21 protein-coding genes and 1 pseudogene are annotated in these 26,008 nt (G+C 56.8%); 14 read left to right on the plus strand and 8 right to left on the minus strand.

The features are described from left to right. Positions 1–30: 30 nt before the first annotated feature. Positions 31–978: pseudogene (locus tag CGA22_RS27555) on the plus strand (methyl-accepting chemotaxis protein); the annotation flags it as partial. Then, entirely contained in the window at positions 970–1,833 is an 864-nt protein-coding gene (locus CGA22_RS27560) for a methyl-accepting chemotaxis protein (protein WP_370444515.1), read from the plus strand. The pseudogene CGA22_RS27555 and the gene CGA22_RS27560, both read left to right, overlap by 9 nt. Before the next feature lie 9 nt (positions 1,834–1,842). Here the strand turns inward: CGA22_RS27560 and CGA22_RS18560 are convergent, their stop codons facing one another. Next, positions 1,843–2,739, minus strand: a complete 897-nt coding sequence (locus CGA22_RS18560) for a LysR family transcriptional regulator (RefSeq protein WP_041022777.1) — start codon at positions 2,737–2,739, stop codon at positions 1,843–1,845. A gap of 131 nt (positions 2,740–2,870) precedes the next feature. Between CGA22_RS18560 and CGA22_RS18565 the strand changes: the two genes are divergently transcribed. From CGA22_RS18565 to CGA22_RS18575, 3 genes are read left to right on the plus strand one after another with little or no spacing between them, the layout of a single operon-like run. After that, positions 2,871–4,163, plus strand: coding sequence for a CitMHS family transporter (locus tag CGA22_RS18565; RefSeq protein ID WP_041022778.1), 1,293 nt, complete (start codon positions 2,871–2,873; stop codon positions 4,161–4,163). Further along, positions 4,164–5,528 (plus strand): acyclic terpene utilization AtuA family protein, encoded by a 1,365-nt coding sequence (locus CGA22_RS18570; protein WP_041022779.1) that lies wholly within the window; start codon positions 4,164–4,166, stop codon positions 5,526–5,528. Beyond that, entirely contained in the window at positions 5,525–5,851 is a 327-nt protein-coding gene (locus CGA22_RS18575) for a hypothetical protein (protein ID WP_041022780.1), read from the plus strand. The genes CGA22_RS18570 and CGA22_RS18575 overlap by 4 nt, the downstream gene beginning before the upstream one ends. A 546-nt stretch (positions 5,852–6,397) precedes the next feature. Here CGA22_RS18575 and CGA22_RS18580 read toward each other — a convergent pair. Further along, entirely contained in the window at positions 6,398–6,805 is a 408-nt protein-coding gene (locus CGA22_RS18580; RefSeq protein WP_041022782.1) for a hypothetical protein, read from the minus strand. Between the two features lie 322 nt (positions 6,806–7,127). On the opposite strand from CGA22_RS18580, the gene CGA22_RS18585 reads away from it, so the two are divergent. The 4 genes from CGA22_RS18585 (at position 7,128) to CGA22_RS18600 (ending at position 11,135) form a co-directional block, all read left to right on the plus strand. After that, positions 7,128–8,093, plus strand: coding sequence for a threo-3-hydroxy-L-aspartate ammonia-lyase (locus CGA22_RS18585; RefSeq protein ID WP_041022783.1), 966 nt, complete (start codon positions 7,128–7,130; stop codon positions 8,091–8,093). A 141-nt stretch (positions 8,094–8,234) separates the two neighbouring features. Continuing rightward, positions 8,235–9,506 (plus strand): dicarboxylate/amino acid:cation symporter, encoded by a 1,272-nt coding sequence (locus CGA22_RS18590; RefSeq protein WP_041022784.1) that lies wholly within the window; start codon positions 8,235–8,237, stop codon positions 9,504–9,506. Positions 9,507–9,669: 163 nt separating this feature from the next. Beyond that, complete coding sequence (locus tag CGA22_RS18595) at positions 9,670–10,677, plus strand: asparaginase (protein ID WP_156996915.1); 1,008 nt, start codon at positions 9,670–9,672, stop codon at positions 10,675–10,677. A 71-nt stretch (positions 10,678–10,748) separates the two neighbouring features. Then, positions 10,749–11,135 carry a RidA family protein gene (locus CGA22_RS18600; protein WP_041022786.1) on the plus strand — a complete coding sequence of 129 codons (387 nt, stop codon included), beginning with the start codon at positions 10,749–10,751 and terminating at the stop codon, positions 11,133–11,135. Between the two features lie 60 nt (positions 11,136–11,195). Here the strand turns inward: CGA22_RS18600 and CGA22_RS18605 are convergent, their stop codons facing one another. Further along, positions 11,196–11,822 carry a transcriptional regulator gene (locus CGA22_RS18605; protein ID WP_041022787.1) on the minus strand — a complete coding sequence of 209 codons (627 nt, stop codon included), beginning with the start codon at positions 11,820–11,822 and terminating at the stop codon, positions 11,196–11,198. 58 nt (positions 11,823–11,880) lie between these two features. Further along, positions 11,881–12,783, minus strand: a complete 903-nt coding sequence (locus CGA22_RS18610; RefSeq protein ID WP_041022788.1) for a LysR substrate-binding domain-containing protein — start codon at positions 12,781–12,783, stop codon at positions 11,881–11,883. A 114-nt stretch (positions 12,784–12,897) separates the two neighbouring features. Here CGA22_RS18610 and CGA22_RS18615 point away from each other — a divergent pair, with 114 nt between their 5' ends. Continuing rightward, entirely contained in the window at positions 12,898–14,013 is a 1,116-nt protein-coding gene (locus CGA22_RS18615; protein WP_041022828.1) for an alanine racemase, read from the plus strand. A gap of 616 nt (positions 14,014–14,629) precedes the next feature. On the opposite strand, the gene CGA22_RS18620 is transcribed toward CGA22_RS18615, so the two are convergent. Beyond that, positions 14,630–15,088 carry a winged helix-turn-helix transcriptional regulator gene (locus tag CGA22_RS18620; protein ID WP_041022829.1) on the minus strand — a complete coding sequence of 153 codons (459 nt, stop codon included), beginning with the start codon at positions 15,086–15,088 and terminating at the stop codon, positions 14,630–14,632. 96 nt (positions 15,089–15,184) lie between these two features. Here CGA22_RS18620 and CGA22_RS18625 point away from each other — a divergent pair, with 96 nt between their 5' ends. Further along, the gene (locus CGA22_RS18625; RefSeq protein ID WP_041022789.1) at positions 15,185–16,141 is read left to right on the plus strand and encodes an aromatic alcohol reductase; all 957 of its coding nucleotides are present in this window, start codon (positions 15,185–15,187) and stop codon (positions 16,139–16,141) included. A 297-nt stretch (positions 16,142–16,438) separates the two neighbouring features. Here CGA22_RS18625 and CGA22_RS18630 read toward each other — a convergent pair whose 3' ends face one another. Continuing rightward, a complete protein-coding gene (locus CGA22_RS18630; protein ID WP_041022790.1) occupies positions 16,439–16,909 on the minus strand; it encodes an Lrp/AsnC family transcriptional regulator in 471 nt (156 codons plus the stop codon). Between the two features lie 124 nt (positions 16,910–17,033). Between CGA22_RS18630 and CGA22_RS18635 the strand changes: the two genes are divergently transcribed. The 3 genes from CGA22_RS18635 to CGA22_RS18645 all read left to right on the plus strand — a co-directional run bounded on the left by CGA22_RS18635 (position 17,034) and on the right by CGA22_RS18645 (position 20,092). Further along, entirely contained in the window at positions 17,034–18,242 is a 1,209-nt protein-coding gene (locus tag CGA22_RS18635; protein ID WP_041022791.1) for a methionine gamma-lyase, read from the plus strand. A gap of 369 nt (positions 18,243–18,611) precedes the next feature. Then, on the plus strand, positions 18,612–19,487 hold the full coding sequence (dapA, locus tag CGA22_RS18640) for a 4-hydroxy-tetrahydrodipicolinate synthase (RefSeq protein WP_041022792.1): 876 nt from the start codon (positions 18,612–18,614) through the stop codon (positions 19,485–19,487). 341 nt (positions 19,488–19,828) lie between these two features. Next, positions 19,829–20,092: a hypothetical protein gene (locus CGA22_RS18645; protein WP_223194824.1), complete on the plus strand. Its 264-nt coding sequence runs from the start codon at positions 19,829–19,831 to the stop codon at positions 20,090–20,092. A 263-nt stretch (positions 20,093–20,355) separates the two neighbouring features. Here the strand turns inward: CGA22_RS18645 and CGA22_RS18650 are convergent, their stop codons facing one another. Further along, positions 20,356–22,947, minus strand: a complete 2,592-nt coding sequence (locus CGA22_RS18650; RefSeq protein WP_041022794.1) for an EAL domain-containing protein — start codon at positions 22,945–22,947, stop codon at positions 20,356–20,358. After that, the gene (locus CGA22_RS18655) at positions 22,944–25,994 is read right to left on the minus strand and encodes a response regulator (protein ID WP_188258674.1); all 3,051 of its coding nucleotides are present in this window, start codon (positions 25,992–25,994) and stop codon (positions 22,944–22,946) included. Before CGA22_RS18655 ends, CGA22_RS18650 begins: the two co-directional genes overlap by 4 nt. Positions 25,995–26,008: the final 14 nt, after the last annotated feature.

Below are 26,008 nucleotides of genomic sequence, written 5' to 3' on the forward strand. Positions count from 1 at the left end.
CTGCTGGAGCATGGCCGGCAGGTCGACGCCATGGTGGAGATCAATCGCCTGACCTTGCAACTGCGCAGTGCCGAGAAAACCTATGCACTGGATCCCGCCCCCCTCGCCATGCGTCAGGTTCGGGATCTGATCCAGGCGCTGGGCGCTCAGCTCCAGAAGGTGAAGACCGGCGCATCGAACGAGGACGTGCCGTTACTGACCGCCATGCAGCGATCAGTGGATGGCTATGAGGACCAGTTCACACACTTCATCGATCACCAGCGTCTGGCGGCGGATGCGTTGCGCCATATGCAGGAGCAGGCGGAACAAGCCCGCCTGCAGTTCGAGGCCGTCGAACTGGATATGTATGACCAGGTACGCGGTGTATTGAACAGCGGCCAGGCCCTGGAAGGCGATCCGCTGAGCCTCGCGGAACAGGCGTCGGCGTTGCAGCGCAAACTGCTGGTCACTCGCAACCGAGAATTTCTCTACGTGGAGGAGGGTGCAGCGCAGACGCTTCAAAGCTGGACCGAGTCAGTGGAGGAAATGAGTGACGCGCTGGAGCTGCTTCAGGGCCGGGTGGATGAGAACTCCGAAGCGTCCCTGGCGGCGGCTCGGGCGGCGCTGGTCGAATATCGCAAGGCATTCCAGCGTTACCGCGACAGTCGGGCGCAGAGCAGGCAAACGGCCGGGCAGATGGACGCCCAGGCCCAGACCGTGCTGACCCAGGTCGAACGAGCCGCCACCGATCGACAAATGCAGATGGGCCAACGGGGCCTTTCGATGATGCGCCTGCAAGCAGTGGGGGCCCTGGTGATTGTCGTCCTGGCGTTGTTGGCATCGTTGGTTATTCGTCATCTGATCGTCGTGCCTCTGCGTGAAGCACTGCGGGTGGCCCGGCGCGTTGCCCAGGGCGATTTGAGCAATGCGGTCGAAGGCATGGCCGTGCGTCGAGACGAGTTGGGCCAGTTGATGACCGCAGTGGGAGAGATGACCGCCAACCTGCGCCAGTTGGTGGCGCGTATCGGACTGAGTGTCGCAGGACTTGGGCAAACGACCCGGACCCTGAGTACATCCAGTGCACAGAGCAGCGGGGCGGCTCAACGCCAGAGGATCGAAACCGAACACGCCGCCACGGCCATGCAACAGATGACGGCCACGGTTGCACAAGTGGCCTGCAATGCCGAACAGGCCTCCCAGGCCGCCGGCGAGGCCGACCACCAGGCACGCAATGGTGAGCAGATCGTGCAGTTGGCCAGCCAGCAGATCCATCGCCTGGCAGCGGAGATGGCACTTTCCGAGCAGGCCATCGAGTCGTTGCAGCGCCAGGTCGAAACCATCGGCACGGTCGCCGATGTGATTGCCTCAATAGCCCAACAGACCAACCTGTTGGCACTCAATGCGGCCATCGAAGCCGCTCGGGCGGGGGAGCAGGGCCGTGGATTTGCCGTGGTCGCCGATGAGGTACGCGCCCTGGCACGACGAACCCAGGACTCGACCAGCGAGATCGAAACGTTGCTTGTGGGACTGCAGCATCTGTCGCAACACAGCGTCGGCCAGATCCAGGGCTGCGCACGTCTGATGGTCGATACCGTGTCGTTGGCCGAGCAGGTGAGCACCGCCTTGGGTGGCATTACCGGAGCGGTGTCGCTGATCGAGCAGATGAACCAGCAGAACGCGGCCAGCGCCGAGCAACAGAGCATCGTGGCCGAGGAGGTCAGCCGCAACGTCATGCAGGTACGCAATGAGGCCGAACATTGTGTCGGGGTGAATCAGCAAGTGGTCCTGGCCTGCGGGGATCTGGCCGGGCTGGAGCACGAGCTGCGGGAGGCCGTTGCCCAGTTCCGGACTTGAAGCCAGGACTCAGGCGCCCCTCATTGCCTCAAAAAAACCTTTGGACATCGTAATGAAGTGCTCGGCTGCCGGCGCCATCGTCTGGCCCTGGCGGGTGATCAAACCGATCTGACGGGTAACGCCGGGATGGTCTACGGGGACTTTGACCAGTCCCTCGCGACCTTCATCCGCCGACTCCGGCAGCAGACTTGCGCCCAGGCCCTGGCGCACCAACGCCAGGACCGTCGACATGTAATTGGCTTCGAGGCCCGGCGACAATGGGAGGTTGGCGTCGGCGAACAGCTGCTCCACCAACTCACGAACGCTGCTGTCGCGCCCAGTGAGAATGATCGGTTGTGTCGTCAGCTCGCTTAGCTTGACCTTGCGTCGACGGGTCAAACGGTGGTCGGCTGGAATGAACAGGCAGAGCCGATCCTCCAATACCGGTTGAAACTCCAACCCATGGCTCGTTCGTGCCCGCACACCAAGGCCGAAGTCCACCTCGCCGTCGCGCACCAGCGTGTCGATCCGGCGCGCCACCACGTCACGCAAGCGCACCTCTATCCCGGGAAACTGTTCACGAAACTGTTTCAACAGCGGCGGTAGCGCACCGGCGCACAGCGAGGGCAGGGCGGCGATGGTGACGACACCCCGGCGCAGCGCCGCCAGGTCCCGGGAAGCGCTGACGATGTTGTCCAGGTCCAGCAACAGTTTCTCCATGGGCAACAGGTTGTTCTGTCCGGCGCTGGTCAGGGCCACGTGACGCGGGCTGCGTTCGAGCAACGCGACGCCAAGCCAATCTTCTAATTGTTGAATCTGCACGGTCAGGGCCGAAGGCGAGAGGTTCAGCATCGCGGCAGCCTTGGCAAAGCTGCCGGTTTGCGCCACGGCCAGGAAGGCGCGGATGTGCTGGATCGAGTTCTTCATTCTGTTTTTCCGAATGCAGGCTGCCGAACATTTCAATTTACAAAGAATACCGGCAATTCCAATACTCGGTGAAAACAACAACAGCGCATTTCATCGCCACCGCGGATAGAAATGCCGAACAGGACCTACCTATGCTCGCCATACTCGGTGTCGTCACCATTCTCTGTCTGCTCATCTGCGTGATGAGTAAACGCCTGTCGCCCCTGGTTGCGCTGATCGCGTTGCCGATCATCGCTGCCCTGATCGGTGGTTTTGGCCTGCAAACCAGCGCATTCATTATCACGGGTATCAAGAACGTCGCCCCGGTGGTCGGGATGTTCGTGTTCGCGATCCTGTTCTTTGGCGTCATGACTGACGCCGGCATGCTTGACCCGATCATTGACCGCATCTTGAAACGCGTCGGCACCCGTCCGACGCGCATCGTCGTGGGCACTGCGCTGCTGGCACTGCTGGTGCACCTGGACGGTTCCGGCGCCGTGACCTTCCTGGTGACCATTCCGGCCATGCTGCCTTTGTATACGCGCCTGGGCATGGATAAACGCATCCTTGCTTGTGTCACGGCGATGGCGGCCGGGGTCAACTTCCTGCCATGGACCGGCCCGGTCCTGCGTTCATCGGCGGCCTTGCACGTACCGGTGGCCGACTTGTTCCAGCCGCTGATTCCAGTGCAGATCGTCGGTCTGGCGTTCGTCTTTGCTTGCGCCTGGCTCCTTGGTCGTCGCGAAGAAAAACGCCTGGGGTTGGGTGCCGGGGCAGGGGTGGAGGTGATACCGCAACGGGTACTGTCCGATGACGAAGTTGCCTTGCGCAAGCCACGGCTGTTCTGGCCCAACCTGATACTGACCGTAGTGGTGATGGGCGTGATGATTGCCGGAGTGGTCGATCCGGTGGTGATGTTCATGCTCGGCACGGTGCTGGCGTTGTGCATCAACTACCCCAACGTCGACGCCCAACGGGCACGCATCGACGCCCATGCGAAAACCGCCCTGACGATGGCCAGCATTCTCCTGGCCGCCGGGGTCTTCACCGGCATCATGCAGGGCAGCGGTATGCTCAAGGCCATGGCCGAGGTGGCGGTCGCACAGATTCCCGCCGGACACGGCAAGTTGATTCCGATGGTCGTGGGGTTCATCTCCATGCCATTGAGCCTGCTGTTCGATCCCGACTCCTTCTATTTTGGTGTGATGCCGGTGGTGGCCGAAGTCGGCCGTGCCCTGGGTGTCGATCCGCTGCAAGTGGCCCAGGCGTCACTGTTGGGTGTTCATACCACCGGGTTCCCGGTCAGCCCACTGACCCCGGCGACCTTCTTGTTGGTGGGGCTGTGCAAAATCGAATTGGCCGATCATCAACGGTTCACCATTCCTTTCCTGTTCGCCGCCTCGGTGCTGATGACGCTGACAGCGCTGCTCATTGGAGTCTTCTGAATGAAAACCTTACGCATCGGCTCCGGTGCCGGTTACTCCGGGGATCGCATTGAACCGGCGATTGAACTGGCCGAGCACGGCGAATTGGATTATCTGGTATTCGAATGCCTGGCCGAACGCACCATTGCCTTGGCGCAGCAAGCACGATTGATCGATTCGCAAGCAGGTTTCGATCCGTTGTTGAGCGAGCGCATGCGTCGAGTTCTGCCCTTTGTCGGCAGCGGAGCCGATGGCCGGCGGCGCCGCTTGCGCGTCATCACCAATATGGGCGCGGCCAACCCATTGGGCGCAGCGCGGGAAGTGCGACGCATTGCCGGGCAGCTTGGTTTGTCAGGCCTCAAAGTGGTCGCCGTAACGGGAGATGACGTGCTGGCGACACTGCTCGGCGATCCGACGCAAACACTGGACAACGGCATGACCCTGGCCTCATTGGGCGACCGCCTGATTTCGGCCAACGCATACCTGGGTGTGGAGGGCATCATCGCGGCCTTGCGAGTTGATGCTGACGTGGTCATCACCGGTCGAGTGGCGGATCCATCGCTGTTCCTCGCGCCGCAGATGTTCGAGTTCGGTTGGGCCGCGGACGATTGGACACGATTAGGACGCGGCACCTTGGTCGGCCACTTGCTCGAATGCGCAGGCCAGATCAGCGGCGGCTACTTTGCCGATCCGGGGTTCAAGGATGTGCCGGATCTGGCGCGCCTGGGATTTCCCCTCGCCGAAGTGGAGGCGACAGGCCGTGCGGTAATCAGCAAAGTCCCAGGCTCAGGCGGGCGCATCGATACCGCGACCTGCACCGAACAGATGATTTATGAAGTGCACGACCCCGCCGCCTACCTCACGCCTGACGTCAGTGCGGACTTTTCCGAGGTGTCGTTTACGCTCCAGGGACCTGATCAGGTGCAGGCCCAGGGCGCCGACGGCCGGGAGCGGCCATCATCGCTGAAAGTGTCGGTGGGTTATCTCGACGGCTGGATCGGCGAAGGCCAGATGTCCTATGGCGGACCGGGTGCCTTGGCGCGAGGCAGACTGGCGCGGGAAATCGTGCTGGAACGTTTGAAACTGACAGGCGTGGCCTATGAGGAAGTCCGCGCCGAGTTGATCGGCGTCGATGCCTTGCACGGCACTGAGCTGGGCTCGCGACTGGACGGCGAACCTTGGGAAGTACGCCTGCGGGTGGCGGCCCGTTGCACTGATCGCGCCGAGGCCGTAAGGGTCGGCAACGAAGTGGAAACCCTCTACACCAACGGCCCCTACGGCGGCGGCGGTGCGAGCAAATCGGTGCGCCAAGTGGTGGCGGTGGCTTCGCTGTTACTGCCACGGGACGCTGTCAACGTGCAGATTTATTCGGAGGACGTGCAATGACTCGTCTTAAACTGCGTGACCTGGCCCATTCCCGTACGGGGGATAAAGGCGATACGTCCAATATCTCCGTGATCGCGTTCAACGCCGAAGACTACCCACGTTTGTGCGAATGGCTGACGGTGGCGCGGGTGGCCGAACATTTTGCTGAACTGCTGCCTTCCCATGGACCGGCGATACGGCGCTATGAACTTCCTCGGGTGTGCGCGCTCAACTTCGTCTTGCCCGGTGTCTTGCGCGGTGGTGTCACCCGTTCATTGGCACTCGATGCCCATGGGAAGGCGTTGGGGGCGGCGTTGCTCGACTTGGATATGCCGAGCGGTTGAGCCGGGTTTCAAGGCTGTCGCTTGGCGTCGGTCGAGACAACGCTGTCCAAGGTATCCGCACCGGGTATCTTGCTCGGTCCCCACGACCGCTCGCTGCGACATTTGAACTTCACGCCTTTACGGGGCGTTATGTCCCTGGCTTTCGCCATACACAGCTCTTTAGTGAGATAAGTCGGCTCGGTTTTTCGCACATCCACGCAGCCTTCGTCGCCCCTGCAGAGGGTCATAACCATAACGTATACGGTCATCATCCTGATGTTGCTCCCATAGAAGCAATGCAATTGATGTGTCTTGCATTAAGCCTGGGAAGGCTTAAGCGAGTAGCCACGACAAGCGGATGATGAGCCTTCCTTTGAAGCTCCAGCAATGGCGGATTGATGCCTTCCGTCGGGAAAACGTCACTTTTTCAAAAATTGATGATTGGAGCGAAATTAGCGCCATTATGTTGGCGAATCTCCAGTAGCGAGCGGTTAAATGCTATGGAGCATTAACCGCCCATGCCTGGCAATCTCGCCACCGGATAACCAGCTGTATCCGAACGAAAACCTAGGGCGCCTCAAAGTTTTCGTAAGCCAGCGAGATCGAATCGCTCCTTGGATAGCTCACATACACCATCTCGCCATAATTGCTGGCGACCAGTACGTAGGGCCACTTGCCGTTGGCCTTGCGCAGTTGCTCATACAAGGGAAGAAAGAAATCCTTGGTCTGACCCTGAGGGTCATACGGGACGTCACCCTGAAAGATCGGATAGCGCCCACCATTACACAGCTGAACCCGCTCCAGCTTGATGCCGTTCTTCTCCAGCACGGTCCGCGCTGGATGCTGCCAGGTGTTGAGATCGACATCCTGGCAGTCGCTGGCATTTTGGGTGTAGAGCTCGGTGTCCTTGAGGGCCGGGTACGCCATGGCCTGGCTGGTCAGGAGGAATAAAGCCAGGGGTAAGAGACGCTGCATGATGATGATCCGAATAAAGGGGAAACGATTGTAAGTGCTTTTCAGCGAGTTCCAAGGCGTTCGCGTGTGGGTTGAGTCTCAGGGTGCGGCAGGCGCTCACAGTTTTCGTCTCGATCAAACGTGCCGATCTTTACAAAATATCCAGAACTGGATAATGTGTCTAAAACCGCTGCTGTTTCCAGGCCCATTAACATGTCCAGGCTCGAACCATTGAAATTGCCGAACAGTGACAGCGTCAACGCCATCATGCGATCCGAGCAGATCCAGGGTGCCGTGCGCGAAGCGTTCCATTGACCATGGTAACTACATGAGGACTCACACCATGCAAATCATCCTGCCCACCTACAGCGATGTGGTCGACGCTTCGCAGCGACTCCAAGGCGTCGCGAATGTGACGCCGGTTCTGACGTCCCGTACCCTCAATGCGGAGGTCGGGGCTGATGTTTTCTTCAAATGCGAAAACTACCAACGAACCGGCTCCTTCAAGTTCAGGGGAGCTTACAACGCCCTGAGCAAGTTCAGCGAAGAGCAGCGAAAGTCTGGCGTTGTAGCGTTCTCTTCCGGGAACCACGCTCAAGGTATCGCGTTGGCAGCTTCGATTCTGAGCATCCCGGCCACTATCGTGATGCCAACTGATGCACCGTCTGCCAAAGTTGCCGCTACCCAGGGTTATGGAACAGAGGTCGTCTTCTACGACCGCTACACGGAAGACCGCGAAGCCATTGGCCGGTCGCTTGCCGAGCGGCATGGCATGACCCTGATCCCGTCATACGATCATCCGGATGTCTTGTCAGGCCAGGGTACCGCTGCCAAAGAATTGTTCGAGAGCGTTGGTAGGCTTGATGTGCTTTTCGTTGGCCTTGGCGGCGGCGGAATGCTTTCCGGGACAACATTGTCCACACATGCGCTTTCACCTGGCTGTACGCTCATCGGTGTTGAACCAGTAGCGGGGAATGACGGCCAGCGATCGTTCAACGCCGGTGAGATCGTTCATATCGATACCCCGGATACCATCGCTGACGGCGCCCAGACCCAGCATCTGGGTCACTACACCTTCCCGATCATTCTGAATGGTGTTAACCGAATCGAGACAGTGACTGATGAAGAACTCATCGACGCCATGAAGTTCTTTGCTCAGCGAATGAAAACAGTAGTCGAGCCTACAGGCTGCTTGGGATTGGCTGCTGTTCGTAAATTCAAGAACGAACTGAAAGGTAAGCGGGTAGGGGTGATTATTACAGGCGGGAACATTGACATCGATAAGTTTGGTCGTTTGCTGCAAGCCTAAATAAATTCAGCCCTGATAGATAAGTTCATCAGGCGCAGTTTGCGCCTGATGGCGAAGCCTTGTCGAAAATCCAAAGATCACGTGTTTCTACCTAAACAAGAATAGCCATGTTGACATGGCTTCCAATAATAAGAGGTGCATATGAAAAGCCGCTTTCTTGTCAAAGCGATAGTGATCGCTATGGTGCTCGGTGTAGCACTGGGTGGCACGCTCCATAACCAATTGGACGCATCCAGTGCAAAAGAAATCTCCAACTACCTTAACTTGGTAACGGATGTCTTTCTTCGTCTGATCAAGATGGTCATCGCACCGCTTGTTCTCGCCACGCTGGTCACCGGTGTCGCCAGTATGTCGGGCAGCGGGTCGATTGGACGCGTAGGTTTCAAAGCCATTTCCTGGTTCATGGTTGCCTCTCTCATCTCCCTGTCGATCGGGCTGATGTTTGCGAATTTCTTCCAGCCAGGCGCGGGGCTGAACCTAACCGTAGATGCCAATGCAGCGGTGAACACCGAGTTGAACACGAGCGGTTTCAATCTGCCGACGTTCCTTTCCCACGTGTTCCCTCGCAGCATCATCGAAGCAATGGGAAGCAACGAGGTTCTGCAGATCGTTGTGTTCTCCCTGTTCTTCGGCTGCGCGCTGTCATTCGTGAAAGGTAACGGCAAGTCGCTGATCCTTGAGGTACTGGATGAGCTGGCTAACGTCATGTTCAAGGTGACTGACTACATCATGTACGTGGCGCCTTTCGCAGTGTTTGCGGCAATCGCCTCTACGATCACTTTGCATGGCTTGGAGATGGTGGTGACCTTCGGAAAAATGGTCGCACAGTATTTCCTGGGCCTGGGGCTGCTCTGGTTCCTGATCACGCTGGCGGGGTATCTGGCTTTGGGCCAGCGTATCAAGCCGCTGTTGTCCCACTTGCGCGAGCCAATCCTGATTGCTTTCTCTACGGCGAGCAGCGAAGCCGCTTACCCGAAGGCGATTGCAGCACTCGACAAATTCGGGTCGAACAAGCGCATAAACAGTTTCGTCCTACCTCTTGGTTACTCGTTCAACCTCGATGGTTCGATGATGTATCAAGCGTTCATCGTGATGTTCATTGCTCAGGCCTACAACATCGAGATGACGTTTGCCCACCAAGTCATGGTGTTGCTGACGCTGCTGGTGATCAGCAAGGGCACTGCAGGTGTTGCTCGTGGCTCCCTCGTTGTCTTGGCGGCAGGTCTGCCAATGATCGGCCTGCCTGAAGCAGGACTGCTGCTGATTCTGGCCGTCGACCCGATCCTGGACATGGGCCGCACAGCCACCAACGTTTTTGGCTGCGGCGTCGCGACTGCGGTAATTGGCCGACACGGTAACGAGATTGAAGAGTCTTCTATCAGTCGCCCGGAAGGGTCGCAGCAAACGGCTTGACGCCACCACCACTTAATAAAAACAAGAGATGCACATCATGGCTATCCATTTCCCGTGCTCCAATCTTCGCCAATCGCTCCCTAAAAAGCTCTGCGTTGCAGTTGTCGCGACGCTTTTGGCGGGCGTCGTTGTTGGAGTCCCAGTCAGTGCCCAAGAGAAACCTATGAGCGCCACTACTCAGCAATCCGCACTTTCCCACGTTCTGCTTCTGGCCACTGGTGGCACGATTGCGGGTTCGGCCGACAATCGCGGAAGCGGTGCTTACAATGCTGGCGCCATCGGGGCGCAGCAGTTGGTTTCATCCGTAGCCGGCCTGGGCGACCTGGCATCGATCTCGGCGGAGCAGATTGCTTCTATCGGGTCGCAGGATATGAGCGATGAGATCTGGTTCAAGCTGGCCCACCGTGTCCAGCAAGCCTTCGATAAGAACGAGGCTGATTCGGTGGTCATCACTCATGGTACTGACACGATGGAGGAGACTGCTTTCTTTCTGAGCCTGGTACTGAAAACCGACAAGCCGGTAGTGCTGGTGGGTTCCATGCGTCCAGCGACCGCCTTGGGTGCTGATGGCCCCGCCAACATCTACCAGGCAGTCCAGGTCGCCACTGACAAGCAGTCCAAAGCCCGCGGCGTGATGGTCGTCATGAACGATCAGATCGACAGTGCCCGCGGGGTAACGAAGTCTCACAGCACCAGCGTACAGACCATGCAGTCCCCCAACATCGGCTCTCAAGGCTACGTGGATCTCGGGCAGGTGCGATTTGTTAAGCCACCACTGCCGGCTCAAACCCTTTCCCTACCTGAAGCAGCACCGCTGCCTCGCGTGGAAATCATCTATAGCCATAGCAACATGGATGCACTCCAAATCGAACATGCTATTGCCGACAAGGCAAAGGGCATCGTTCTGGCAGGCATGGGCGACGGCAATACCTCCAAGGCGGCACTGTCTGCACTGGAGAAGGCTGCCGCTCAAGGGATCGTGGTGGTTCGATCGACCCGCGTCGGCAAGGGGTACGTCAACCGCAATGTTGAAGTAGACGACTCCAAGAGCGGCTTTATTGCCTCGATGGATCTCAACCCGCAAAAGGCTCGAATCCTCACGCAGTTGCTCATTGCGAATGGCATTACCAATCCGGAAAAGGTTCAGGAAGCATTCTTGAACGGACATTGATCCCGTACAAGGCCCCACCCAAACCGACGCCTCGGCAATGCCGAGGCCCGGCTCACCGTAAAAGGTTTCCCATGAAGATTATCGGCACTACCGCAGCTTCGACCCCGGCAGGACACTACTCCCAAGGTGTAATTCATCAAGGCTCGCTTTACATCTCGGGACAGCTTCCAGTCAGCCCTGATGGAACCCACAATATTCAAACTTCCTTTGCTGAGCAGACTCAGCTGGCCTTGAACAATGTGCTGGCCATTCTGGACGCGGCGGGGTGCACCACCTCTGATCTGGTGAAGGTCACAGTCTATGTAGCGGGTGTGAAGCATTGGCCAGCGTTTGACAAGATCTACGCCGAAACAATGGGTAATCACCGCCCCGCACGCGCCGTTGTACCGGTGCCTGAGCTGCACCATGGCTACCTGGTTGAGATTGAAGCCGTTGCTCGCGTGTCGACAGCTGGTTGAGGCCGCTCGACAATTGCTCAGAGCCTAGGCTGTCCGGGCCAGGTGACTAACTAGCGCCTATCATCTGGTGTCGGTGTAGACAGTGGCTCTGGATACCCCCAGATGAGAGGCTACCGTTTCCATTGCCTTCCTGATCTCAAGCAGCCCTGCCTCTTTCAGCTCCCGCAACAAGATCCTCCGGTCGGCAGCCTTCAGAGCCCGCGGAGTTGTGGCAAGGCGCGCGGCGAACTGGTCGATCCTGGCCCGGATAGTATCGGCGCCGTTGCTCTCCAATGTTTCTTGCTGGCGATCGACGCTGAAGCTGCCAAATTGATCCAGCATCCCCTGGAGGCCACGGAACAATGAGAGGTCGATATTCATGCACAGCGCCGCGACGTATTTACCGGACGCATCCTTGATGCCAATCGAAGTACTTTTTACCTGTCGGCCATCTTTGAACTGGTTTGGGTAGTTGGCAATGATCTGCGGGTATGCCGGATCAGCAATCCTGGCCAGCCCTAACTCGGTAGCCGGGTCACCCACATCTCGCCCAGAGAGATTGTTGTGTATGGCCAAAATCGCATGATCCGGATCGCGCAGATCGTGCAGAACGACCTCGCAAAAAGGACTGAAGGTCTGGCTGAGACCTTCGGCTATCTGCTCCATTTGACTAATGAGAGCTTCTTGTTCGGGGGTAGTTTTTTTCATGGTTCGAAAGTATCCAGCCTATGAACGCAGTGTCAATCGAGCTCTGTCTGACGCCGATTTAAACCGATTCCGGGATTGATGACTTGAAAGAGGCGCTCAGGAAGGTGCTCAGCATATGAACCTTTCGGGATCGATTTTTTCGCGTTGGGATAAGGAGCAGGATAGGGGCGGCATCGAACCGCCAGTCAGGCAGTACGCGCACTAATGTTCCATTTGCAACCGACTCCGCAACGTCCCACTGGGATCGCAATACCAGCCCCAGGTCGCTCTCTGCCCACCTGCGCGCAACTCCGCCGTCATTTGTGGTCATCGCTGGGATAATTCGAACCGACGCTGTCTGCGAGTTTTTGTGCAGACTCCAAAACGTTGCATGCTCATTGTTTTCGCGAATGCAAATACAGCGATGGGAAGTCAACTCATCCGGCGTCCCAGGCGTCCCGTGCTTCTGCAGGTATGACGGGGTGGCGCACAACCAGCGTTCGTTGGTTGCCAACGCCAAGGCCGTCCAGGAACTATCGGAAATCGGACCGATATGAATGACGGCATCACTATTATCGCGATCAGGCCACGGCGTTTCCTTCAGATCAAGCTCGATCTTCAGTTTGGGATGGAGCTTTGCAAATCGAGCCAGCATTGGAGCCAGACGTAAGCGGCCGAATCCGAACGGCGCCGCAAGACGTAGCACACCTTGGAGTTGTTGATCATCTGCGATCATCGATTCCGAGAGTTCCTCCAAGGACTGCAGTAGACGCTTGCCTTCTTCAGCCAATCGCTCCCCATCTTCGGTTAATACCAGGCGCCTGGAGTCGCGGCTCGCGAGCTTTAGTCCCAGCTCGCTCTCAAGCTTTCGCAACCTCATGGAAAGAGCAGCGGTGGTGACACGCAACCGTCTGGCCGCCTCGCTTAGGGAGCCAGAGGCGGAAATCGTGGTGACAAGCTCTAGGTCGGCGGAGGTGAGCATTAAGAAATTCTTAACTTTGGATTAAGTAACCGTCAACCAAAAATATAATCTTCTCAGTACAGTTGCAATGACAAACAGATAGAGGTTTTCCCCGTGACTACTCGTATAGATGCCTTGGATACACCGGTAGCCGTTGTCGACGTCGCTAAAATGAAAAGCAACATTGGTCGTATGCAGCGTCAGGCCGATAGTCTCGGAGTTCGACTGCGGCCCCATGTGAAAACCACAAAATGCATGCAAGTCGTGGAGGAGCAAATTCGCGCAGGAGCGAAGGGAATCACCGTATCCACGCTCAAGGAAGCGCAGGCTTTTTTCGCCCAGGGGGTAACCGACATACTGTATGCGGTCGCTATGGCGCCAACCAAACTGCCTCAGGCGCTTGAGTTGCGCCGGGCGGGCTGTGCTTTGATTATCGTCACTGACAGCGTTGCTGGCGCTAAGGCCATCGTTGAGTTCGGCCGAGCCAATGAGCACGGCTTTGAAGTATTCATTGAAATCGACAGCGATCATCACCGCTCTGGCGTCCGCAGCAATGATCCTATCTTGATTGAAATCGCTTCGATCTTGCATCAGGGCGGCGCTGTTCTCAAAGGCGTCATGACCCATGCTGGAGAAAGCTACAAACTGAATACCCTGGACGCCCTGCAGGAAATTGCGGAGCTCGAGCGCTCTGAATGCGTGAAAGCTGCTGAGGCCATTCGCTACGCAGGCCTGCCTTGCCCAGAGGTCAGCGTTGGCTCTACGCCTACGGCGCTGTCAGCCGTTCAGTTGGAAGGCGTCACGGAGCTCCGCGCAGGGGTTTATGTCTTCTTCGATTTGGTCATGCATAACGTGGGTGTATGCACGCTGGACAATCTGGCCTTGAGCGTGCTGACCACCGTAATAGGGCATCAACCGGAGAAGGGCTGGATCATCACCGACTCCGGCTGGATGGCCATGAGCCGTGATCGGGGCACTCAGGCCCAACAATATGATTACGGTTACGGGCTGGTATGCGATGAGAATGGATCGCTGATTGATGGCCTGTTACTGCGCTCGGCTAACCAGGAGCACGGAGTGGCGTCCTTTGAGGAGAGTATGGTTGTAGATGTCGAGCAACTTTATCCCATCGGTACGCGCCTTCGTATCCTGCCGAACCATGCCTGTGCGACTGGTGCTCAATATCAAGCCTATGAGGCACTCAAGGAGAACGGCGAGATTGGGCATTGGCCACGAGTCAATGGCTGGTAGTGACCAGTGTCGGCGAGATCGTTTAAAAATGGGGAAGGGTGGGTGAGGTTGGCTTCAGCAACTGAAAATCAAGCGGCGAAGCTAGCTAATCTCTATCCACAAAGACATTGAAGGTGTCGCCAAAGAGCTCGGGATGCCGCCGCAGATCTACCGGTATTTGGGCGATGCATTGGCTATCCGCCGGATGAGCGACCACCAGCCAAGGTCAAGCCGAAACTGCCCAGCGTGTGATTAACAGACTGCGGAGCGTCTCGAGCCTGCATGATCATGAGCAGCTCGTCGAGGTGCTGAAGAAGATGGGTTTGGTCTGCGCTGATACTTTCATCTGATGCGCGCCTGCGAAGGCATGCCGATCGGCATCTGGTCCTTTGCGCAGCTTCAACCGGTCAGGATAAGAACCGGCCGGATTGGTAATGAGCCCAGGCGCACAACGCTCGTCGGTTAGCGCTGTGCGTTTAGCAAGTGATTCGTGAGGGGCGCATTTTCAAATGGGGAAAGCGCACTTGATGTGTACGTGGTTTGATCGTCGCTCATGGCAGCAGGCATTTGGTAATATCTTGTTACGCATAATGTATATTATGTTAAATAAAGTGTCAGAACACACTGTGAGCTACCTTCAGTCAGACGCATCTGAATCTAATGGTGTCGATGCAGGTATTTGCCATGCGGGTTTTTTGTCATCCTGACTGTCGAAAATACGCCGCGCCTTGCGGAAATCCTCAACGTTCTCGACAACCCAAGTCCAGATAGGTGACATGCGGATCAACAGTCCCATACCCAGCGTCGTCAGCTCATACTCGACACGTGGCGGAATCTCACCGAACTCCCGCCGAACCACTAGGCCATCCCGCTCCATGGAACGTAGCGTCTTGGTTAACATCCGCTGAGTCACCCCTGCCATCTGCCTTTTTATTTCGGCATGGCGCATCGTGCCGTACACCCCCAGGGCATGCAGAATACCTAACGACCAGCGGCTGCCTGCATGAGCAAGCACTTCTCGTCTGACGCCATCATCGTCTTCTCTAAGCGTCCGGCAAATTGTTTCTGCCTGGCTGAGAGCCTCCTGATCGGTCACTTCTTTCTCTGGTATCACAGGTGTGCCTTCTTACGAACGTTGCCTAATCGTGCAAGCATTTGTTCATCTTACAGGCAACAGGTCTCAGGAGAAATCATGACCGAAGTGACCCAGTTTTCCCCCCAATCCATTCTCGTTCTAGGCGCCGGTGAGCTTGGGCTGCCGGTTCTGCGCAATCTTGCGCGAGTAGCAAAGCGCGCGCCCGGCTCCACAGTCAGCGTCCTGCTTAGGGATTCGACCATCAACACTCAAGTGCCCGAGAAAAAGGTCGAAATCGATGAGCTTCGAGGCCTCGGCATCCAGATGGTGGCCGCAGACCTCGTGAATGACTCAATCGATCAGCTGGCTGAAGTATTCGCACGTTTCGATACCGTAATAGGCTGTGCAGGGATGGTTGCAGGCCGGGAAACCCCAATGAAGCTGGCTACCGCTGCTCTGAGGTCCGGTGTGAAGCGTTACTTCCCGTGGCAGTTTGGTGTCGACTTCGAGGTAATCGGTCGGGGCAGTCCTCAGGATCTGTTCGATGCTCAGCTTGATGTTCGCGAATTGCTTCGTGCCCAGGATAAAACTGAATGGGTAATCATCTCGACGGGTATGTTCACCAGCTTTCTGTTCGAACCAGTATTCGAGGTGGTTGACTTCGAAAACGATACCGTGAACGCGCTAGGCAGTCTTGAGACCGGCGTGACGCTCACGACTCCAGACGACATTGGTGCGTTGACAGCGGAAATTGTTTTCTTTGAACCTCGCTTCCGCGATCAGATTGTGTATCTCTCGGGAGACACAGTGACATATGGAGAGGTTGCGAGCCTCCTCGAACGTGTACTGGGCCGCCCGTTCAAACGTAACGTGTGGACTGTTCCGTACTTGCTCCAAGAATTGGAGAAAGATCCAACGCATCACATCAAGAAGTACCGCGCTGTGTTCGCCCAGGGCAGAGGCGTGGCTTGGCCTAAAGCAGGCACTTTCAACGCGCAGCAGTCGATTCAAGTCACGACCGCTGAGGAGTGGGCCCTTGCAAATCTGGCAACCTCATCAGCACAAGGGCAGTAGCTGAACGAACGTTCTCGCGCTGGGAGTTGACCTGCTAAAAAGCTCCTCAGTCTGATAATGGGCGCTGATGACCGAAGCTAAGGCGCGGGTACGTGCCTGGTCATGTTCGTGGCGGCTATCGCAATTGGAACCATCGACGTATTCAACTGAGGGCCCTCCTCAACTGCGCAGCGCACAGGTGGACAAGCTCATCTGTGCTTGAAGTGATCAGCTTCGCTAACGAAGCCATATTGCGACCTGGCCTTTCACTTCAAATAACGCGCCTGCCCGGACAAACATCAAAAGGTAATACCGCGCTCAGCCCAGCACCGGGATCACTCGCGAGGGCTTGACCGATTTGAACGAAAAACTTGAATAAATCTCTTTGACCGCCGGCAAGGTTTGCAGCACCTCTCGCGCAAACTCGCCGAAAGACTCCAGGTCTTTGGCCACCACTTCCAGTAGAAAATCGTAGCGTCCGGAAACGTTGTGACAGGCGACGATCTCCGGGATTTCCAATAGGCGCTGTTCGAAGGATCGAGCCATTTCCTGACTGTGGGACTCCATCATCACGCTAACAAATGCGGTGACGCCGTAGCCGAGTGCCTTGGGCGAAAGAATCGCCTGGTAGCCGGTAATCACTGCGTTCTCTTCAAGAATTTTCACCCGTCGCCAACACGGCGAAGTGGTCAGCGCCACATGTTCGGCCAGTTCGGCGATAGTCAGCCGGGCGTTGCCTTGCAGGGCCGCGAGTAAGGCCTTGTCGGTACGATCCAGCTCGCTGGGCATGTCTTGCCTCCAAATTGTGTTTTCCGGAGCCTTCATTCCAATTTATGGGTTATTTCTGGGTCAATTTGGAATTTTTCTTGTTGAAATTGAGCATAGCATTGTAGGAAATACAGGAGCGTCCAACATGAACAATAAAAACAATGAACTGGGCTTTTCCACCCGCGCCATCCATCACGGCTATAAGCCGCTGGACAACAACGGCGCACTGATCCCGCCGATCTACCTGACCTCCACGTTCGCCTTCCCTACCGCCGAGTACGGCGCCGGTTGTTTCGCCGGCGAAGAATCCGGGCATTTTTACACGCGGATCTCCAACCCCACATTGGCTCTGTTGGAGTCACGCATGGCGGCTTTGGAAAACGGCGAGGCGGCGGTGGCCTTCAGTTCCGGCATGGGAGCCATTGCCGCGACCTTTTGGACCCTGCTGCGCCCCGGTGACGAGATCATTCTCAACCGTACGTTGTACGGTTGCACCTTCGCCCTGCTGCACCACGGTATCGGCGAGTTTGGCGTCAAGGTGCGCCATGTTGACATGTCCAACCTGGCCGAACTGCGTGATGCCATCAGTCCTTCGACGCGCATGATCTATTTCGAATCCCCGGCCAATCCGAACATGCAGTTGGTCGATATCTGCGCAGTGGCTAAGATTGCCCACCATCATCGGAATCTCACCTTGGTGGTCGATAACACCTACTGCACTCCATATCTGCAACGCCCCTTGGAAATGGGTGCGGATGTAGTGGTGCATTCGGCCACCAAGTACCTCAGTGGCCATGGCGATATCACGGCCGGCATCGTGGTTACCAGTCATCCACTGGCGGACCGCATTCGCCTGCAAGGCCTCAAGGACCTGACCGGTGCGGTAATGTCGCCTCAGGACGCTTTTCTGCTGATGCGCGGGCTCAAGACCCTGTCACTGCGCATGGAGCGCCATTGTAGCAACGCCCAGGTGATCGCCGAATATTTACACGCGCACCCGGCCGTCGAATGGGTCACTTACCCCGGCCTGCCCTCCTTTGCTCAGTACGACCTGGCGTCGAGGCAAATGAAGTTGCCCGGGGGCATGATCGCCTTCGAACTCAAGGGCGGCCTGACCACCGGCCGGCGTTTCATGAACGCACTGGAGTTGTTCGCCCGCGCGGTCAGCCTGGGAGACGCCGAGTCCCTGGCCCAGCATCCAGCCAGCATGACCCATTCCACCTACACGCCTGAAGAGCGTGCGCACCACGGGATTTCCGAGGGGTTGGTGCGTTTGTCGGTGGGCCTTGAAGACATCGCGGACCTGCTGGCCGACATTACCCAAGCGCTGGATGCCTGTGCTCAAGGAGGTTGAACATGTCCACCGCTTATCCCCTTGTGGATTGTCGCGCCGTTGAGCATGGCGCCCAACCGAACTGCGTGATCATTTTTCTGCCGCATAGTTGACCAAGGCACCGCACCCTGTGCACTATCGAGCAGTACCTCTTCGCAACGGATCAACCATGATTCTCACCACTGACCACATGCACTCTGCCAAGGGCCTCCGCGCCCAGGCGTGCGCATGCGTGTCCGTTGCCAAGAAATCCAAGAAACAGCCGCTCATTTGACCGGGGCGCTGTCCCGTCAGATGAGCTGACAGGACAGATAGCGCCAGGCCTCCTCCCCGCTTGATTCCCATCCCCTCCTCTGACGTCGACTAATCGGTCTGCCTGAGGAGTAATGCATGTCTAATTTTCGCGGTATCTGGGTTGCACTGGCCACGCCCTTTCATTCGGGACACGTCGACTTCGACGCGCTCGAAGGTTTGGTGAAAGCGCTCCTTTCTGAAGGCGTAAGGGGGCTGGCCGTATGCGGCACCACTGGCGAAGCCGCAGCGATGAACAAGGATGAACAGCTCGAGGTACTGGATGCAGTTCTGCAGATCGCTCGACCTGACCAGGTGATCATGGGGCTGTCGGCCAACAACCTGCAGGAAGCCCTGGCATTCCAACAAAAGATCCAGAGCCGTGACATCGCCGGCGTTCTGGTTCCAGCGCCCTACTACATTCGGCCTTCGCAACAAGGCATCGAGTCATTCTTCCAAACAGTCGCTGATGCCTCATCTGTCCCGGTAGTCCTTTACGACATCCCCTACCGAACAGGCGTGAGGATCGAACGAGAGACGCTGAGAAGGATTGTGCGTCACCCCAAAATCGCAGCGGTCAAGGACTGCGGTGGTGATGTCGAAACCACCATGGCCCTGATCGAGGACGGCAATGCAGAGATTCTGACCGGCGAGGACATCCAGATCTTCACAAACCTCGCCCTGGGCGGAGCCGGCGCCATTTCAGCCTCGGCACACATTCGTCCAAATCTGTATGTCCAGATGATGCAGGAGATGGACAGAGGCGATGTCATATGCGCCCGGATTACATTTTACCGCCTCCTGCCTTGGATAAAGATGGCGTTCGCTGAGCCCAACCCGGCTGTCATCAAAGCAGCTCTGAGTATCAACGGCCTGATCAGCAACGAGCTTCGTGAGCCCATGCAAACTTGCTCCTCAACAACGATGGAGCGACTCAGATCTGTGCTTTCAGGTTTGACTTGTCAGAGCGCATAGGTCGGGCGGCGATCTCATGGGTGTGGTGCTACGCCCAAGAATCACCACACCCTAAGCGTCGTTTCGAGGAGATCTTCGTAATCGGGCAGACGAAGTTTCTATCGCATAAGTGACAGCCGGCGTAATCAGGCAAGGCGGGGTCGCCGTTCCTTTACCTTGGATCACACAGAGCACGGTGTCGTTATGCCTTCATTGGGTGTGCAACACCTGGCTCTGCCCTTTCGATCAGAAACCCGATCCAGGTGATTAGGAATAATGGAATATGCAAAGCTGGAAGATCAGGACCCATCTCCTATTGCTCAATGAGCAGCGCCGCCCTGCAAAGCGAGAAAGCCTCGTCCATGGCCGCCACGGTAGAGCAGCTTTCCGTGAGCATCACCCATATTGCCGACAACGCAAAACAGGCCCAGAGCACCGCGCAGAAAGCGGGACAAATCACCAATGACGGCATGGCGGTGATGCAAGAGTCCATCCAGGAGATGGGGCACATTGCCAATCTGGTTGCGCAAAGCTCATCCGATATCGATCGGCCCACCAATCTGCCCTGCCGTGCAATGTCCTTATTTGACGAACCTAAGGCACCCGAACCTAGCGCCCGCCAGTAAGATAGACCGGCCAGACTTTTGATTGACGTACATCCATTTCTCCCTGAATCCATTGGGCGCCCTAGCCGTTTCAAAGACTTGGGACCGCCGAAAACGGTCTGATGGTAACGGATTCAGTGCGATTCCAACCAGTATTCAGGGACTACGTTTGGACAAGATCGGAGATCAAAACACGAAAACAAAAAAGGGAGTAATGGATGAGGTCAAAATTGATTATCGGAATCCCCAGCATTTCTGCATATTCCTTTTCCAAGCCCCCACTCCTACGACTTTACCCCGCTCAACGTTCGGTACTGGCGAAAAGACTCGCGCACAGTCTCGAGCAACTCTGCTTCATGCCAGGGTTTAGTCAGAAAACGGTAGATCTCACCGCGGTTGATTGCCTCGGTCACGTTATCGACGGCGGCGGAGCCTGACAGGACCATTCGAACGGTATGGGGGTGCATGGTTCGAATACGAGCGAGTAACTCCGTGCCATTCATGCCCGGCATGTGTTGGTCAACGATGATGACGCCAACCTGATGTTCAGCCAGAAGCTTGAGGGCTTCCTGGGCACTCGTTGCAGTGAGGATAAGGTAGTTCTCGTGGCGCAGCAGGCGCTTGAGCGAGGACAAAACGCCCAGGTCGTCGTCCACCAGCAACAACGTCGATGATGTTTCATTTTCAAGTACGACATGCAGTGGCTGGTAGGAAGAGAGAAAGCGTTCCGTGTCTTCGACGGGCATGGGATGGCTGATCAGGTAACCCTGGATCAGATCGCAGTGCATAGATCGCAGGTACCGCGCTTGACCGGGATGTTCGACGCCTTCGGCCACCACTTCAAGGCCGAGACTGTGCCCCAGCGCGATAATGGCCTTGACGATAGAGGCATTGCCCGCGTTAGTCGTCATATCGCGGACAAAGGAGAGATCGATCTTGAGCCTGTGCACTTCCAGTTGCTGCAGATATCCCAGCGAGGAGTAACCCGTTCCGAAATCATCAATCGACAGTCGAACACCCAGCGCCTTGAGTTCGCTCAGGGACTTGAATGACTGATCGCGGTCCACCATTACATAACTTTCGGTGATTTCCAGTTCAAGCTGACTGGGCTCGATGCCGGTTTGCGCCAGGGCGTTTTTGACCGACTTCACCAGATTCCCCGCGCTTAACTGAACAGCAGAGATGTTCACCGCTGTTTGACACGGCGCAATGCCTGCCTCTGACCAGTTTTTGATTTGGCGGCAGACCTCGTGCAACACCCAATCGCCGAGCTGTATAACCAGGCCACTTTCCTCTGCAAGGGGAATGAATTCGCCTGGAGAGATCATCCCGCGCTCGGGATGTTGCCAGCGGACCAGGGCCTCAAGACCGCCAATATTACCGGTATCCAGATCAACTTGGGGCTGGTAGTAAACCCGCAGCTCTCCTTGCTCAAGGGCATTGCGCAACTCTGCTTCGAGTTTTAAACGCCGCTTGGCGCGGTGGGTCATCTCTGGCGAGAAAAAGCACAGCACTCCCCGCCCCTGCTCTTTGGCTCGATGAAGTGCGGCGTCGACATTGCTCAGAAGGGTCTCGGAGTCAGTCCCATCGTCGGGATAGAGCGTAATTCCGATGCTGGCCCCCATGTAGACATTCTGCTTGCCTAGTACGAATGGCTCTGCCAACGCATTGATGATGCGCTGGGACATCAGGTCCACTGGAACATCGACATGCTCCAGAATAATGTTGAATTCATCCCCGGCAATGCGTGCAATGCTATCGTTTTCGGGCAGTAGGCTTCGCAACCTCTGTGCGACCTGGGTCAGCAGTTGATCACCCGACTTGTGGCCGAGGCTTTCGTTGATCGTCGCGAAGTTATCCAGGTCTATGTTGAGCAAGGAAAATTGGGACTGCTCACGCTCGGCCTGCAGAATCGCGTGATCCAGCAATTCCGCGAACAGTACGCGGTTCGGCAAGCCGGTCAGAGGGTCGCGATGGGCAAGAATGCGATATTTGTCTTCAGTTAATTGCAGTAACGCACTGCGCTGCGCCACCAGATCCTCCAGGAAACGATGCAGCCTGGCCAACTCCAAATGGGTGCGAATACGCGCGCGCACTTCGTCGATATCGAAAGGTTTGGTGATGTAGTCGGCAGCGCCGATCTCGAAGCCTTTGACTTTCTCTGATGCAGCATTGATGACCGTGACAAAAATGATGGGGATTCGGCTGCCTGTCGGCGTTGCCTTGATGCGCCTGCAGACTTCATAGCCGTCCATGCTAGGCATTACGATATCAAGGAGGACAAGGTCTGGGGGCACGGTGCCCTGAACGGCGTCCAGCGCCTGGGCGCCAGTGCGTGCAACCATGATGCGGTAGTCATCCTTGAGCGCCTCGAGTAGCTCATGGATGTTTTCCGGGATGTCATCGACAACCAACAGCGAGGGGCGGTTGGCTGGGTCTGCCGGTCCGGCTATATCGAAACGGATGGGATTCTGGCGAAGGCGCCTGAGCTCAAGTTGATTGTGGATGCGCGCCTTGAGCAGATCAGGGCTGAACGGTTTGGTGATGTAATCGGCGACACCCATCGCCAGGCCTCGCGCCTCATCCATGGCATCAGCCAGGGCGGTCACAAAAATCACCGGGATATTCGTGGTGCACGGGTCAAGCTTGAGTGCGGAAAGAACGGAGTAACCGTCCATGTCCGGCATCTTGATGTCCAGCAGGATCAGGTCTGGCTGCGGTTGGCGGTTGGCCAGCTCAAGCGCCTTTTCACCGTTGGTAGCCGCACACAGAGAAAAATCGTCGCGCAGCATCCCCATCAAGGCATGCAGATTTTCGTGGATATCATCGACGATCAGAATGCGGGCACGTTTGTTGTTAGGAGCAAGTTCGTTCATGAAGACGTATCCGGGGCGACCCTATTCAGGTGCTGTAATCGAGTAAGTGCGGCGTCTATTTCGAAATCATCGATCAAGGCGGCAATAGCGGATATTTCTTGCTCGATCCGGGTTCCGCGCGTCCCCTTGAGCAACTGAGCGAGTATAGGTTCTGCCGCACCAAGGTCCGATTCCAGGGCCTGTACGAGCTGGTTCAGCAACGCGTCGAGCAATGACGGTGATAAGGGTGTTTCGACACTCGACTGGGACGGGTAATCAATCTCGGCAATCCCATCGATCTCACAGAGCACGAGCTGGAGGAGACCTTCAGCCTCCTCCAGGACGCGATCATCAGGGAAGCTGTTCTGCTTGAGTTGATCGTCGATGGTTTTAACGATGTCATACAGGCGCTGGGCCCCGATATTTCCGGTAACGCCCCTGAGTGAATGACAGAATGTCTCTGCACCTTGCTTGTCGCCACTTGCAACAAAGCCGCGGATCTTGAGGACCGCGTCAGCGTAATGCAGGCGAAACCGCCGCAGCTGTTTTCGATAGCCATCAGCCTTGCCGCCAATACGGCGTAAACCGTCCTGAGCGTTGATATGGACCATTGTCTGCAGATCGGCAGGCAGGCTACTTGCCGGCGATTTCACCACATCGAGCACCGCAGGCTGATCGCTACGCCGGCCGGGCGATTGTATCCACTTGCAGAGTACGGTCATCAGCCGATCGGGTGCAATTGGCTTGGTAATGTGGTCGTTCATTCCCGCATCGTGACTGGCCTGGGTATCTTGCGCCATCGCCAGCGCGGTCATGGCAATAATCGGTAGTGCACCAAAGCGTTCTCCGCCAGGCATATCAGCCAATGCCCGAATACGCCTGGTTGACTCCAGGCCATCCATCACGGGCATCTGGATGTCCATCAACACCGCGTCATAATCATGACCTTGGACTTTGTCGAGCGCTTCCTGACCGTTCACGGCCTCATCCACGACCATGCCTTCGCAGTGCAACAACTCGGCGGCGAATTCCCGGTTTATATCGTTGTCCTCAACGACCAGTATGTGGCCCCCCGCCAACTGATTGTTATTCGGGGGCTGGAGCGTTGTAGGTCTGCCCTGAGCATCCATTCCGAGAACGCGGCCACGTCCAAGGACTGAAAGAATCGAGTCAAGCAGCACTGAAGGTGAGACTGGTTTGATCAAGAACCCGTCCACCCCGGCCTGCTCGGCCAGGCGCAAGACATCTTCGCGACCATAAGCGGTGATCATGATGACCTTGGGAAGACGGGGCAAACGAATATCACGGTGAATGCGCTGGGTGGTTTCGTCGCCATTCATGCCGGGCATACGCCAGTCCATCAGGACCAGATCATAGGGCTCAGCGGCTGAGGCCTGCAGTTCGGTGAGGGCGGCTGGGCCGCTGGCAACGGTGACAACTTCCAATTGGAAGAAACGCAACATCTCGGCCAGGATTTCACGAGAGACCGCATTGTCATCCACCAGCAAGACGCGGATGCCCTTGAGCAACGGTCCGGTCTGCTCGACCAGTTGTCGTTGGTGTACCTGTGCTTGCCGCGCGACGGGCAACTGCACGGTGAAACTGATCGTGCTGCCTTTGCCTGATTGCGAGTCTTCAATCCAGATACGCCCTCCCATCAGTTCGGCCAGGCTCTTGCTGATGGCCAGCCCAAGGCCGGTTCCACCGAATCGCCGCGTCGTGGATGAGTCGCCTTGGGTAAATTTTTCAAAGAGATGACGCTGTGTTTCAGGGCTCATGCCAATGCCCGTGTCGCGCACGCTAATCTGCATATGCAGGATGTCGTCCCGAATGCCCAAGCTATGGAATGCTAACTCCACCTCGCCTTTTTCCGTGAATTTTATAGCGTTCCCGCACAAGTTGAGGAGGATCTGGCCCAGGCGCAATGGGTCGCCCAACAACCGCGTGGGAATGGTGGGGTCATGACGAATAAGAAACTCGATACCTTTTTCTTCGGCCTGGAAGGCGATGGCATCCGTCAATTGCTCCAATACGGAATCCAACCCGAACTCGATCTGTTCGAGTTTAAGTTTGCCCGCCTCAACTTTGGAAAAATCAAGAATGTCGTTGATCACACCCAGCAGTGAATGGGCGGCCGTTTGTACCTTGCCCAGTTGGCTACGCAAGGCCGGCGGCAGATCCTTTTTCAGGACCAGATAGAGCATGCCGAGAATGGCGTTCATGGGGGTGCGGATCTCGTGGCTCATGTTAGCCAGGAAATCGCTCTTGACCTGCGTCAGCCGCTCCGCTTCCTCCTTGGCAAGAAGCAGTTCTTCAGTTCGCTCGGCAACAATGCCCTCAAGATTGTGATTGAGCTGGTTAAGCGCTTGCAGCGAATCGTAGAGTCGACTGCGGCTCTCGTTAAAGGCGTTTACCAACTCTCCGAGCTCGTCGCGGTAGGGATACTGGATTTTCTCCACGGGCGCATTGTCCGGCCTGAAACGCCAGTTCTCTACAGCGTGGGAGACCCGGGTGACAGCATTGGACAGTCGATAACGAATGGCCCAGAGAATGATCAGCCAGAGTGCCGAGGTAATGACGATCGAATTGAGCAGAATGAACAGGCAGGCGTACTTGGTCCGATCCCATAGCACACTGCGATCTGAATACATCTTGAGAACACCGATTACATTATGCTCGCCCGCCTGCCCAGGCGACGTAAGCGGTAATTCGGCTTGGCGGAACCTGGCGGGGAAGAGCGTCCGCCCTTCCCTCCTCCCGCTTGGCACATGCCCGGAGACCGCCAGGACCTCACCCCCGGCAGAGACCACCTGGACGCCGCTGACGATAGCGTTCTGACGCACGGCTGTGACAATACTCATGAGCTCAGCCTTGTCCAGTTCCCATACGGCCTTGGTGAAGCTGGGGCTGATGGTTCTGCTCAGGGAGACCAGGTCATCCGTGATATCCCTGCTGACGCTGAAATATTGAATGCTCAACTGCGCCCCAGTCATACCCAGAGCAATCAAGAGGTACCACGGGAACATGGTGTAAAGCAGTCGCCTGAAAAGCGTCTGAGCGGCAAACATCCGTCCTACTTGCA

Source organism: Pseudomonas sp. PSB18, assembly GCF_014596565.1.
Taxonomy (GTDB): domain Bacteria; phylum Pseudomonadota; class Gammaproteobacteria; order Pseudomonadales; family Pseudomonadaceae; genus Aquipseudomonas.

Excerpts from the sequence above, each read along its gene's own strand:
- CGA22_RS27560 (WP_370444515.1), top strand. The coding sequence starts at position 970 with ATGACCGCCAACCTGCGCCAGTTGGTGGCGCGTATCGGACTGAGTGTC.
- CGA22_RS18560 (WP_041022777.1), bottom strand. The coding sequence starts at position 2,739 with ATGAAGAACTCGATCCAGCACATCCGCGCCTTCCTGGCCGTGGCGCAA.
- CGA22_RS18565 (WP_041022778.1), top strand. The coding sequence starts at position 2,871 with ATGCTCGCCATACTCGGTGTCGTCACCATTCTCTGTCTGCTCATCTGC.
- CGA22_RS18570 (WP_041022779.1), top strand. The coding sequence starts at position 4,164 with ATGAAAACCTTACGCATCGGCTCCGGTGCCGGTTACTCCGGGGATCGC.
- CGA22_RS18575 (WP_041022780.1), top strand. The coding sequence starts at position 5,525 with ATGACTCGTCTTAAACTGCGTGACCTGGCCCATTCCCGTACGGGGGAT.
- CGA22_RS18580 (WP_041022782.1), bottom strand. The coding sequence starts at position 6,805 with ATGCAGCGTCTCTTACCCCTGGCTTTATTCCTCCTGACCAGCCAGGCC.
- CGA22_RS18585 (WP_041022783.1), top strand. The coding sequence starts at position 7,128 with ATGCAAATCATCCTGCCCACCTACAGCGATGTGGTCGACGCTTCGCAG.
- CGA22_RS18590 (WP_041022784.1), top strand. The coding sequence starts at position 8,235 with ATGAAAAGCCGCTTTCTTGTCAAAGCGATAGTGATCGCTATGGTGCTC.
- CGA22_RS18595 (WP_156996915.1), top strand. The coding sequence starts at position 9,670 with ATGAGCGCCACTACTCAGCAATCCGCACTTTCCCACGTTCTGCTTCTG.
- CGA22_RS18600 (WP_041022786.1), top strand. The coding sequence starts at position 10,749 with ATGAAGATTATCGGCACTACCGCAGCTTCGACCCCGGCAGGACACTAC.
- CGA22_RS18605 (WP_041022787.1), bottom strand. The coding sequence starts at position 11,822 with ATGAAAAAAACTACCCCCGAACAAGAAGCTCTCATTAGTCAAATGGAG.
- CGA22_RS18610 (WP_041022788.1), bottom strand. The coding sequence starts at position 12,783 with ATGCTCACCTCCGCCGACCTAGAGCTTGTCACCACGATTTCCGCCTCT.
- CGA22_RS18625 (WP_041022789.1), top strand. The coding sequence starts at position 15,185 with ATGACCGAAGTGACCCAGTTTTCCCCCCAATCCATTCTCGTTCTAGGC.
- CGA22_RS18630 (WP_041022790.1), bottom strand. The coding sequence starts at position 16,909 with ATGCCCAGCGAGCTGGATCGTACCGACAAGGCCTTACTCGCGGCCCTG.
- CGA22_RS18635 (WP_041022791.1), top strand. The coding sequence starts at position 17,034 with ATGAACAATAAAAACAATGAACTGGGCTTTTCCACCCGCGCCATCCAT.
- dapA (WP_041022792.1), top strand. The coding sequence starts at position 18,612 with ATGTCTAATTTTCGCGGTATCTGGGTTGCACTGGCCACGCCCTTTCAT.
- CGA22_RS18645 (WP_223194824.1), top strand. The coding sequence starts at position 19,829 with ATGGCCGCCACGGTAGAGCAGCTTTCCGTGAGCATCACCCATATTGCC.
- CGA22_RS18650 (WP_041022794.1), bottom strand. The coding sequence starts at position 22,947 with ATGAACGAACTTGCTCCTAACAACAAACGTGCCCGCATTCTGATCGTC.
- CGA22_RS18655 (WP_188258674.1), bottom strand. The coding sequence starts at position 25,994 with ATGTTTGCCGCTCAGACGCTTTTCAGGCGACTGCTTTACACCATGTTC.